6 protein-coding genes are annotated in these 12,573 nt (G+C 34.8%); all 6 read left to right on the top strand.

Annotated features, from left to right (window positions below):
* The first annotated feature begins 405 nt into the window (after positions 1-405).
* The 6 genes from ACM55H_RS14110 (at position 406) to ACM55H_RS14085 (ending at position 12,573) form a co-directional block, all read left to right on the top strand.
* A complete protein-coding gene (locus ACM55H_RS14110; RefSeq protein WP_416837115.1) occupies positions 406-1,413 on the top strand; it encodes a 3-oxoacyl-ACP synthase III family protein in 1,008 nt (335 codons plus the stop codon).
* 247 nt (positions 1,414-1,660) lie between these two features.
* A complete protein-coding gene (locus tag ACM55H_RS14105) occupies positions 1,661-2,623 on the top strand; it encodes a type I phosphomannose isomerase catalytic subunit (protein ID WP_416837114.1) in 963 nt (320 codons plus the stop codon).
* A 258-nt stretch (positions 2,624-2,881) separates the two neighbouring features.
* A complete protein-coding gene (locus ACM55H_RS14100; protein ID WP_416837112.1) occupies positions 2,882-3,892 on the top strand; it encodes a LacI family DNA-binding transcriptional regulator in 1,011 nt (336 codons plus the stop codon).
* A 657-nt stretch (positions 3,893-4,549) separates the two neighbouring features.
* Entirely contained in the window at positions 4,550-7,621 is a 3,072-nt protein-coding gene (locus ACM55H_RS14095; protein ID WP_416837110.1) for a SusC/RagA family TonB-linked outer membrane protein, read from the top strand.
* A 17-nt stretch (positions 7,622-7,638) separates the two neighbouring features.
* Positions 7,639-9,177, top strand: a complete 1,539-nt coding sequence (locus tag ACM55H_RS14090) for a SusD/RagB family nutrient-binding outer membrane lipoprotein (protein WP_416837109.1) — start codon at positions 7,639-7,641, stop codon at positions 9,175-9,177.
* Between the two features lie 102 nt (positions 9,178-9,279).
* Positions 9,280-12,573, top strand: coding sequence for a VCBS repeat-containing protein (locus ACM55H_RS14085; RefSeq protein ID WP_416837108.1), 3,294 nt, complete (start codon positions 9,280-9,282; stop codon positions 12,571-12,573).

Raw genomic sequence — 12,573 nt, 5'->3', positions numbered from 1 at the left:
TTATCTCAGGTAATAACAACTTGAGGATGTCGATAAAAGAATCTTGCATTCAGGTATAATTTAGAAATACAAATATCTAGATTTTAATATTTCCCCACAACAATATGTCTTGATCCGAAATAGGGGGATCAAGTCCAATACCTGTGGAGTGATAAAAATTAAGCATATATTGTGATGTATACTTTCAGGGACTTCTTAGTAATTGAGCTTCTCACAGCTCTAGGCCTGATGGAAGCGGCATCCTTTTATTCTCGTTTTTTTACGAGAATAAAAGATACAGCGGATAGCAGGAAATAGCTCCTGAAAAATATAATTGCATATTACCAAAAAAGTAGTAATTTGTGGTCTAATATTTTAAAGTATATTTAAATTTACAGCCTTGATTTTAATAAAATAACAAAACATATGTACCATTCGAAAATAGCAGGATTAGGATTTTACGTTCCTTCCAATATAGTTACCAATGATGATTTGTCTAAAATTATAGATACGAATGATGAATGGATTCAGGAGCGTACGGGTATTCAGGAAAGAAGACACATTATACGTGGGGAAGATACGACGACTTCGATGGGAGTGAAAGCGGCTGAAATCGCGATTGAGCGTTCCGGTGTTGCAAAGTCAGCTATTGATTTTATAGTTTTTGCCACATTAAGTCCTGATTACTATTTTCCTGGACCAGGAGTTTTAGTTCAACGTGATTTAGGTCTTAGAACTGTAGGTGCATTGGATGTTAGAAATCAATGTTCCGGTTTTATTTATGCGTTGTCAGTAGCTGATCAATACATCAAAACGGGAATGTATAAAAATGTTTTGGTAATTGGTTCAGAAGTCCATTCAACCGGATTGGATATGACGACACGAGGCAGAGGTGTTTCTGTAATTTTTGGAGATGGAGCAGGAGCAGCCGTTTTGAGCAGAGAAGAAGATTTGACTAAAGGAATTTTATCCACGCATTTGCATTCAGAGGGGCAACACGCCGAAGAATTAATTGTGAAAGCACCAGGAATGGGTGGACGCTGGGTTACTGATATTTTAGCCGATAATGATCCGGATGATGAAAGTTATTTTCCTTATATGAATGGACAATTGGTCTTTAAAAATGCTGTAGTTCGTTTCAGCGAAGTAATAAATGAAGGTTTGCAAGCAAATAACTTGCAGGTTTCAGATATTGATATGTTAATTCCGCATCAGGCGAATTTGAGAATTTCCCAATTTATCCAAAAGAAATTCAATCTTACGGATGAACAAGTGTATAATAATATTCAAAAATACGGTAATACAACTGCCGCTTCTATTCCAATTGCTTTGACAGAAGCTTGGGAAAAAGGAAAAATAAAATCAGGAGATACAGTAGTTTTGGCTGCTTTTGGTAGCGGATTTACTTGGGGAAGCGCTATTATTAAATGGTAATGAATTATTTATCGATTATAAACGTATTATTTTAATAGAAGAAAACCCGAAGTAGTTACTTTGGGTTTTTTTGTTATTGTGAATTCTTAAGAAATAAATGGAATCTTAAAATGATTTATTTTTTGATGATGTTTAAATTTTGAATTCAGTTTCTTTGATTTACAACTATTTTTATATATTTGCTAAATCGATTTAGCAAAATTGATTTAACTAGAATTATAAAATGATAATCATATAAAAAAGCAAAATGAAATTTTATCCATTACAATTTGATCCTATTTTAAAAGAAAGAATTTGGGGCGGTGAAAAACTGAAAACGGTACTTCATAAACCAATTACATCAAAAATAACTGGTGAAAGCTGGGAGTTATCTACTGTCGAAGGAGATGTGAGTGTCATTGCTAATGGAGATTGGAAAGGGAAATCGTTGACTGATATTATCAATGAATGTCCTAATGAGATTTTAGGAACAGAGGTTCATGCTCAGTTTGGAAAGCAGTTTCCGTTGCTTTTTAAATATCTGGATGCCCGTGAAGATTTGTCCATACAAGTTCATCCTAATGATGAGTTGGCCAAAAAGCGTCACAATTCTTTTGGAAAAACGGAGATGTGGTACATTATGCAAGCTGATGATGATGCTCGAATAATTGTTGGCTTTAAAGAAAAATCGAATGCCAGCGATTATTTAGAAAATCTAAAAAATAAAACAGTACTTTCTATTCTGGATGATGTAAAAGTAAAGTCTGGTGATGTTTTCTTTTTGGAAACGGGAACGGTTCACGCTATTGGTGCGGGATTAGTTGTTGCCGAAATTCAGCAAACTTCTGATATTACGTATCGATTGTATGATTTTGAGCGAATTGATGCTAGTGGTAATACTAGGGAATTACATGTTGATTTGGCTTTGGATGCGATTAACTACAATGTGGTAGAGACTCAAAAAGAATATACTAAAAAGGTAAACGAATCCAATAATGTTGTAGACTGTCCTTATTTCACGACTAATTTCATTCCGTTAGATGGGGCAATTACCGTTTCTAAATCTGGGAAAAGCTTTACGGTATATATGTGTGTGGAAGGAACATTTGAAATTGAATACAACAATTCAAAATTGCAATATAAAAGAGGAGATACGGTTTTAATTCCAGCTGCTATGAATGCATTTGTTCTCCAAGGAAAAGCTTCCCTTTTAGAGGTGTTTATTTCATAAGTAGTTATTCTTATTGAGTTAAGTTGTTTTTTTGTCAGATTGAAATTAGTTGAGAGTCTGATTTTAATGCGAATTTATTTATTATACAGATTAAGGATATATCTGTATATATCCTTAAATACTGTGTATTTACTGGTTTATTAACTTTATAAAAAGAATTCTTTTAAAAAAATATTTACTAAAACGATTTTGTAACTATTTTTATATATATATTTGTCACAGAATTAATAACAGTTTAATATAAAATTAACACGCTAAATGAAAAAAATCACCATTAAAGATATTGCGCTGGAAGCTAAGGTTTCCATCTCTACGGTATCTTTTGTCCTTAACGATAAGGGTGAGAAAATGAACATTAGCAAGGCTGTTATTAAAAAAGTGCAGGAAGTTGCTGAAAAGTTACATTACAGACCTAATATGATTGCGAGTAGTCTTCGAACTGGAAAGACAAGATCGATTGGTCTTATTGTGGAGGATATTTCGAATCAATTTTTTTCTGATCTGGCAAGGGTAATTGAGGATGAGGCAAAAAAACTGGGTTACAGAGTTTTTTATTGCAGTACCGGTAATGATGATGATCGTTCTGATGAACTGATACAAAGCCTTCTTCAGGCTAATGTGGATGGTTTTATTATTACTCCAACAGAAAAATTGGAAAAAAGTATCGATCACCTGATTAAATTAAAAAAGCCTGTGGTATTGATTGACAGGTATTTTCCAGGGCAAAATGTTAGTCATGTTGTTATGGATAATTATGAAGGATCTTATTCCGCTACACAATTTCTTATAAAGAAAGGGCGTCGTAGTATTGCTTTTGTAAATAACACATCAGGAATGATTCAGATGCAATTGAGGGAAAAGGGCTATGTTGATGCGATGAAAGAGGCAGGACTTTACCAAGAATCCCTTATTCTTCATTTAGAATATCATAGTAATGAAGATGCTAAAATTGCAGCTATAGTTCATTTTTTTGAAAAGAATACTGGGATTGATGCTGTTCTTTTTTCAGCTAACTATATGGGACTTGCCGGATTACAGGCTTTTCGTAAAATGGATTTAGAAATACCAAAGGATTTGTCTGTTATTAGTTTTGATGATCATTATAGTTTTAGATTACATACGCCATCAATATCTGTTATTGAGCAACCTATTGATGCTATAGCTGTGAAAGCTGTAGGATTGCTTATGGATCAAATGATAGATGGTAGGGATTTTGTAATAGAGAAGGTGCTTCAAAAAGGGAAACTTCTCATAAGGGAATCTGTATAATTTAGATTAGGGCTATTCATTTTATTGCAAAAAATGAAAAGTTCGTTTTTTTTATCATTTTGCTAAATCGATTTAGTAAATGAGTTGTAATCTTACTCAAAAGGTAAGTGATTTAAAAAATGAAAATGTAGCTGATTTTCATTTAATTATTAAGTTGGAATAGTTGTTTCAAGCAATTTTATAAGGAATTGGAATAACTATTTAGGAGTTGAAAATGCTATATTTTTTTGTTAATTATAAAATCGATAATTGCTCTATTCGGTTTTTGAATGATAAAGAGGAAAGAATAGTAGTTGTGAATTCAGTATGTTTTTTAATCGTAAAGTCGATAATTGCTCTATTCGATTTTGATTAAAAGATAGGTTAGCTTTAAAAGGCATGGAAATCTGTGCGCTTTTTTATTTACGAAATCGATATAGTCGCTCAATTCGATCCTTGTTTAATAAGAATAGGAAGCTATTTTGAAATATTGAAAATATAACAAATGTTTTTTCTTCTAATTATTGAATCGATTTAAACCATCGATTTATAGTATTTAAAGTGCAAGAAATTAGAATAGAATTGGAGAATTTATTCCAGTCTTATTTTGAAATTGAGTTCTTATTTTTTTATTAATTTTTTAAAACAAAACCAAAAACAAACTAAAACAAATTGCTTATGAAACGAATTTTAGCAGTGTTAGGATTGGTTATGCTTAGCTGCTTTGGCGCAATAGCACAAAACCGATCCATAACAGGCGTAGTCGCAGATGCAGGAAACAAGGGTATTGTTTCTGCAACCGTAAAGGTAAAAGGGAAATCCATTAGTACAATAACAGATTCAGACGGGCACTTTGCGGTCATGGTGCCTTCAGGTAAAACCACTCTGACTGTATCTTCTATAGGATTTGGTTCTAAATCAGTAGATGTTACTGAAAATGAAAATAATATTACCGTTATACTGGCTTTAAGCACACAAGAGCTTGGAGAAGTAGTTGTTACTTCCTTAGGAGTAAAAAAACAAAAACGAGTACTAGGTTATGCAGTTGGTCAGGTAAAAGGGGATGATTTATCTAAAGCAAAAGAAATCAATTTAGGAAATGCTTTGCAAGGCCGAGTGGCTGGAGTAAACGTTTCCGGAACTGCGACAGGACCAGCAGGTTCCAGTAGAGTCGTAATTCGTGGTGCTACATCAGCATCCGGTTCTAATCAACCTTTGTATGTTGTGGATGGAATTCCAATAGACAATACGCAACAAGGTAACGCTGGACGTTGGGGTGGAGCTGACAAAGGAGATGGTTTATCTTCTTTTAACCCAGATGATATTGCTTCAGTATCTGTTATGAAAGGGAGTGCCGCTTCTGCATTATACGGATATAGAGGATCGAATGGGGTTATCTTAATTACCACTAAAAGAGGGAAATCAGGACACGGAATAGGAGTAGAATATACCTCAAACTACACTTTTGAAAAAGTATTTAAAACTACCGATTGGCAATATGTATATGGTTCAGGAGACAGAGGGCAAAAACCAGCTAATTTAGCCGATGCTCAGGATTTATATAATTATTCTTGGGGAGCAAAATTAGATGGTTCTCAGGTGCTTTCTATCGATGGTTTGATGCATCCTTATAGTGCTCAAAAGGATAACATGAAAAACTTCTATAACAATGGTACGACTAATTCGAATACTATTGCATTAACTGGTGGAGATGATAAAATCAATTATCGATTTTCATTAGGAAATGTTGAGAATAAAGCCATTTTGCCTAGTGCAGGTTTCAATAGAAAAAATTTCACTTTATCGTTGAATGCAACTCCAAATGACAAAATTACTTTGGAGACCAATGCACAATATGTTATTGAAGGAGCAAATAACAGACCTTTTCTTTCGGATTCACCAAAGAATGCGAATCTATCCGTTTATCAATTGGCGACCAATACAGATGTTAGATGGTTGCAACCAGGTGTAGATGCAAACGGGTTTGAAGCGAATCATTTTGGGGGTAATATTTATTCTCAAACGCCATATTTCGCTACAAATTATGTTAAGAATTTTGATCGTAGAAACCGATTTATTGGTTCTTCCAGTATTACTTACAACTTCAATCAAAATCTTTATGCAAAGGGTAAATTAGGTATTGACCATATTAATTATGAATATACTGATATCGAGCCTACAGGTATAGCTTTTAATCCAAATGGAGGAATGAATGTTATTCAACAAACCAGATATGAGTATAATGCTGAGGGAATCCTTGGATATAAAAACACCTTTTTGGATAAATTTGAAGTCAATGCTTTTGTGGGAGCAAACCGTCAGCATAATCGCAGCAAAGGAATCAACCTTAGCGGTAGTGAATTCATTGTGCCTTTTCAATATTTTTATGGCAACCTGAAAAATAAATCTTCTAATGAAAATTTTGCAGAAAGTGAAGTGAACTCCTTGTTTGGTTCTGCCGATTTGAGTTATAAAAATTTGTTTTTTGTAAGCTTTACTGGACGTGAAGACTGGTTTTCTACTTTGAGTCCAAAAAACAATCACACCTTTTATCCGTCGGTTAGTACCAGTTTTATTTATTCGGATGCTGTCAAATTGCCAGATTGGTGGAGCTACGGTAAATTCAGAGGTGGTTGGGGTAATGTAGGAGGTGCTTTGCCAGATGCCTATGCTTTAGTTTTAACATACAATCCAGTAGGGCAAGGTTATTTTGGACAACCATTGGTTGGAACAAATGGAAATACTATACCTAATGGAAATTTACAACCATATAATGTAAGAACTATAGAATTTGGTACAGAAAACTCTTTCTTTAAAAACAGATTGAGCTTAGATGTGACTTACTATAGCAAAACAACCACTAATGATATTGCTGATGCAAACGTTTCTATTTCATCAGGTTATAATTCAACAAAAATAAATGTAGGTGAAATTTCTAATAAAGGGGTAGAACTACAAATAAGCGGAATCCCTTTTAAAACAGAGCATTTTACATGGAATACTGGTTTTAATATGGGGTATAACCAAAGTAAAGTAGTAAAACTTTCGGATGAACTTAAGTCTAAAACTTTGGCTGATAATAGAGATGGTAATGCTTTTATTGTTTTAGAAGAAGGGCAACCGTTTGGGATTATAAAAGCATATAATTATGAAAGAAATGCAAGTGGAGCTTTGGTATACAATGCTGATGGTACTTTACGCAGAGGTGAATTAGTAACTGCAGGTAAAGGTGTAGCTCCATATAGTATGGGCTTTACCAATGATTTCTCTTATAAAAATTTCAGATTATCAGTATTGATTGACGCTAAATTTGGTGGTGATGTATTTTCATCCAGTAACTACTTAGGATATCGTTTAGGATTGCACAAAGGAACATTGGAAGGAAGAGAAGATGGAATTCCGGTTAATGGTGTAGATGTAAATGGAGCTCCGGTAAATGTAACTGCAAATGCACAGGATTACTGGAGAGCATGGGCACGTGGACAAACAGCTAATTTTGTTTATTCTTCTGATTTTATCAAGTTGAGATCGGTATCGCTAGGTTATGACTTTCCAAAAAGTTTCCTTGGAAAATCACATATCGAAGGGGTAAATATTTCTTTCGTAGCTCGTAACTTACTTAGTCTTTATAGTAAGGTTCCTAATGTTGATCCTGAATCAAATTATCAAAATGGTAATGAACAAGGACTTGAAAGAGGTGGAGTGCCTGTAACCAGAAGCTTTGGGTTAAACCTGAATGTTAAGTTTTAATAAAAAAACATACGAAGATGAAAAATAATTTAATAAAGTATTTAAGCGCTGGTTTAGGATGTATTCTAGTGCTTACTTCCTGCGACAATGGGTTTGAAGATTTAAATAAAAACCCTAATGCCTATGTAACCCCTGATGTAAATTCCGTTTTTTCTTTATCAGAAGTGTACATGAATGGACAAGATTATGAAAATCATAGAGCAAACTTGATTTATGCGAGTGCTATGGTTCAACATTTAGGTTCATTTGCCTATTCTGGTGATAAATATGCCTATTCAACCGAGTGGTCTGGAGCTTTTTTTGGATCAACTTATAGCAACGGAATAAAAGAAACATCACAATTATTAGCAACCATTCCGGATACTCCAGAAAATGCGAATAAGAGAAGTGCTGTTAGAATCATTAAAGCATATTTATTTCATCGTTTGACTGATTTGTACGGAGATGTTCCTTATTTTGATGCAGGTAAAGGATATACTAATGTAATTCTGAAACCTAAATACGATAAGCAACAAGATATTTATAACGATCTTTTAAAAGAATTAGATGAATCAGCTCAAGCTTTAGATGCAAGCAAACCCTTTTTTACTTCTTCAGATTTGTTTTATTCGGGAGATGTTGCTAAATGGAAAAAGTTTTCTTACTCTCTAATGCTTAGATTGGGAATGCGTCTTTCTAAAGTAGATCCTGCAAAAGCACAACTTTGGGTTGGTAAAGCAATAGCTGGAGGCGTTTTTCAATCCAATGCTGATAATGTTATTTTAAATCATGCTACCGGACCTGACGGCGTAAACAGAAATCCTTATACAACTCCTTATTTACGTGAAGATTTACAAGAAGGAAATGGTAGTACAAAACTTGGTAAGACATTTATTGATCAATTGCAAAACACCAGTGATCCGCGTTTGCGTATCTATGCTCGTATAGAAAGCACGGGAGATAATACACCTGCTAGTCAAAAAGGATTACCTAATGGCTATACTTCAGGAACAATAACTACGCATCCAAGCTGGACTGCTGCAGGAATTAAAGCGTATTCTGATCCTAATACCTTGACTATATTGCGTCAAGATGCCCCAGATATTATTATGAGTTATGCCGAAGTACAATTTTTATTAGCTGAAGCAGCTGTAAGAGGATGGGATTCAGGAAATGCACAAACCTATTACAACAACGGAGTAACTGCTGCCATGCAAATGCTTACTGTATATGGAAATGCCGTGGCTCCTGTAAGTAATGTTGAAGTTGCTGCTTATTTAGTTGCAAATCCTTTTATGACTTTGGGTACAACTGCCGCTAAATTAAATCAGATAGGAACACAAAAATGGATTGCATTATTCTTCAATGGATTAGAAGCATTTGCCGAGATTAGAAGAACGGGTTATCCAATTATAACACCAGTAAATTTTCCAGGTAATTTAACTGGAGGAACAATGCCAAGACGTTTAATTTATGACGAAACGGAACGTGTTAATAATACTGCTAATTATAATACAGCTATTACACAACAAGGTACGGATGAATTCACAACCAGAGTTTGGTGGGATAAGCCTTGATTTTAAAGCAGTAGTTTAGATAAAACTTAATCTGAGTCGGGTAGTAAAACCTACCCGACTTATTTTAAATTAAGCTATCGGTATTAATAACAACAAGAAAGTATGAAAAAGTTTTTGTTACCTATTGGGATTGGTTTACTGTTTTTTTTACCTGTTTTTTCGCAGCAGACAAAATTGTTTTCTTTGCTCCCTGCTGAAAAAACTGGAATTATGTTCAATAACCTTTTAAAAGAAACACCCGAACTTAACATTATAACCTATGAATATTTTTACAATGGCGGTGGTATAGCTGCCGGCGATTTTAATAATGATGGATTAATAGATCTGTATTTTACCGCTAATACACAGCCCAACAAATTATATTTGAATAAAGGAGACTTTAAATTTGAAGATAATACAAAAAGTGCCGGTGTAGATGGGCGTAAAGGATGGAAAACAGGCGTAAGTGTGGCAGATGTTAATGGGGATGGTTGGCTGGACTTGTATGTTAGTTATTCCGGCGATACCGAACCTGAAAAGAGAAGGAACCAGTTGTTTATCAATAATGGGCCTTCTCCCTCTGTCAACGGTGAAATTACATTTACAGATAAAGCTGTAGAAATGGGAGTTGCTGATTCCGGCTATTCTACCCAAGCTGCTTTTTTTGATTATGACCGTGATGGTGATTTGGATCTTTTTGTACTAAATCACAATATTAAAGAATTACGGAATTTTGATGCAGCTTTTGTCAAAAAGATGGTAGACCCTGATGCAGGTGATCGACTTTATCGGAATGATAACAATCATTTCACAGATGTAACCGTGGAAGCGGGTATTATATCAAATCCACTTGGATATGGGCTTTCAGTTATTGTCAGTGATATTAATAATGATGGATGGCCAGATTTTTATGTGTCCAATGATTATGTAGAAGAAGATTATCTCTATATCAATAATGGAGATGGAACTTTTACGGATCGTTTAAAAGAGCAAATGGGACATATTTCTAATTTTTCTATGGGAGCTGATATCGCGGACATTAATAATGATGGATGGCCAGATATTTATACGCTGGACATGTTGCCGGCAGATAATAAAAGGCAGAAATTATTATACGCTCCAGATAATTATGAGCTCTATAACAACACTTTACAAAATGGGTTTTACCACCAGTTAATGCGCAATATGTTACAGGTAAATAATGGGAATAACACTTTTAGCGAAACGGGACAATTAAGCGGAATTTCTAATACGGATTGGAGTTGGTCAGCTTTGTTTGCTGATTTTAATAATGATGGTAATAAAGATCTTTTTGTTTCCAATGGATATGGAAGAGACATGATAAATCGCGATTTTGCAAAATTTTATGCGAATGAACGATTGAAATATTTGCGTGGAGAGTCTGGAGAAAGAATGTTTCAAATGCTGAAAGGAATCCAGTCTACACCACTTCACAATTATATTTTTGAAAATAAAGGAAATCTTCAGTTTAAAGATTGCTCCATGGATTGGGGACTCGAAAATGAAAATTTTTCTCAGGGATCAGTTTATGCGGATCTTGATAATGACGGAGATCTTGATTTGGTAATAAACCGGATGAATGATGTTGCAGCAATTTATCGCAATAATGCTATTGAAATGAATAATACGGGGAATTATATTAACGTAGCGTTGCAAATGCCGGGGCAAAATAGAAATGCTTTGGGAGCGAAAGTAAAAGTGTATACCCCAAAAGGAATCGTAACACAGGAAAATTATCCGATACATGGTTTTCAAAGTGCAATGCAAGAACCCATACATATTGGTTTGCCTTCTGCGACAATTGATTCGATTGCTGTTTATTGGCCGAATGGCAAATTGGAGACACTTAAAAATAACACCGTAAATCAAACGATACATGTTACATATACTAATCCAAATCGTATTTATTCTGCTTCAACTAGTACTTCAACTGTATTTTCTTTAGCAGATGTTTCTGTTCCTTACAGACATACTGAAGAAGAAACGAATGATTTTAAAACACAGCCTTTAATGACGAATATGCTTTCGTATAGCGGTCCACATATCGCCAAAGCAGATGTCAACAAAGACGGATTGGAAGATATTTTCATTGGTGGAGCTAAAAATCAGGCAGGGCAGTTATTATTGCAACAGCAAAATGGAAGTTTTATTCGTTCCCCCCAAAAGGCATTTGAAGGAGACAGCCTTTCTGAGGATGTAGATGCATTATTTTTTGATGCCGATATGGATGGAGATATGGATTTGTATGTCGTAAGCGGTGGTTATGCATTTGATGAAAATGACGCGGCTTTACAAGACCGAATTTATATAAATGACAACGGTACATTTGTAAAAAGTCAGGGCGCTTTACCAATAGAAACAAGTAATGGTTCTTGTGTGAAACTAGCGGATGTAGATGGTGATGGCGATCCTGACTTATTTATAGGTGGTCGTGTTATTTCGGGAAAATATCCTGAAACCCCCGAGAGTTTTTTATTATTGAATGATGGAAAAGGGAAGTTTACGAATGCCATTGCAACAGTAGCACCTGGATTGCAACGGTTAGGTATGATTACTGATGCCATGTGGATGGATGTAAATAAAGATGGAAAACCGGATTTGGTTGTTTGTGGGGAATGGATGAAAATATCTTGTTTCGAAAACAAAAATGGTCAGCTTGTCGATGCAACTCAAAAATATTTCCCCACTGCTTTATCTGGTTGGTGGAACCGATTGGCTTCAGCCGATTTAGATGGTGATGGCGATTTAGATTTGGTAGCCGCAAACTGGGGTACCAACAGTCAAATCAAGGTTAGCAATACTGAACCTGCCACACTTTATTATGGTGATTTTGACAAAAATGGTTCTATGGATCCGTTTTTATGTCAATACATTCAGGGCAAATCTTTTCCCGTGGCGAGCAGAGATGAATTGACCGATCAGATGGTGAGCCTCCGACAACGCTTTCCTACTTATGATTCCTATTCAGAAGCAACTATCAATGAAGTTTTATCACCAGAGCAATTGCAATTGGCAAAAGTTCTGAAAGCGGATTCTTTTGAAACAAGTTGGTTCGAAAATAAGAATGGTACTTTCATTCCACACAGTTTACCCATGCAGGCAAATTATGCTCCTGTTTATGCTATTGCCATTGCAGATTATAATCATGACGGTAAAAATGACATTCTATTAGGGGGAAATATAGAGAAAACAAGAATAAAAATTGGAAAAATAGATGCTAATTATGGTGTTTTATTGACAGGAGACAGAAAAGGAAATTTTACTTATATGCCTCAACTAAGTTCTGGTTTGAATGTAAAGGGCTGCGTAAAGGACATTATTTTTATAGAATCTAAGAGTGAAAAAAAGGTCTTGTTTTCTATCAACAATCAGCTTCCTGCGGTTTACAAATATTAA

It is taken from the genome of Flavobacterium cryoconiti, from assembly GCF_048158645.1.
GTDB lineage: Bacteria > Bacteroidota > Bacteroidia > Flavobacteriales > Flavobacteriaceae > Flavobacterium > Flavobacterium cryoconiti.
Note: the sequence above shows the minus strand (reverse complement) of the source record. Positions and strands in the feature narration are given on the sequence as shown.

Excerpts from the sequence above, each read along its gene's own strand:
- ACM55H_RS14110 (WP_416837115.1), top strand. The coding sequence starts at position 406 with ATGTACCATTCGAAAATAGCAGGATTAGGATTTTACGTTCCTTCCAAT.
- ACM55H_RS14105 (WP_416837114.1), top strand. The coding sequence starts at position 1,661 with ATGAAATTTTATCCATTACAATTTGATCCTATTTTAAAAGAAAGAATT.
- ACM55H_RS14090 (WP_416837109.1), top strand. The coding sequence starts at position 7,639 with ATGAAAAATAATTTAATAAAGTATTTAAGCGCTGGTTTAGGATGTATT.
- ACM55H_RS14085 (WP_416837108.1), top strand. The coding sequence starts at position 9,280 with ATGAAAAAGTTTTTGTTACCTATTGGGATTGGTTTACTGTTTTTTTTA.
- ACM55H_RS14100 (WP_416837112.1), top strand. The coding sequence starts at position 2,882 with ATGAAAAAAATCACCATTAAAGATATTGCGCTGGAAGCTAAGGTTTCC.
- ACM55H_RS14095 (WP_416837110.1), top strand. The coding sequence starts at position 4,550 with ATGAAACGAATTTTAGCAGTGTTAGGATTGGTTATGCTTAGCTGCTTT.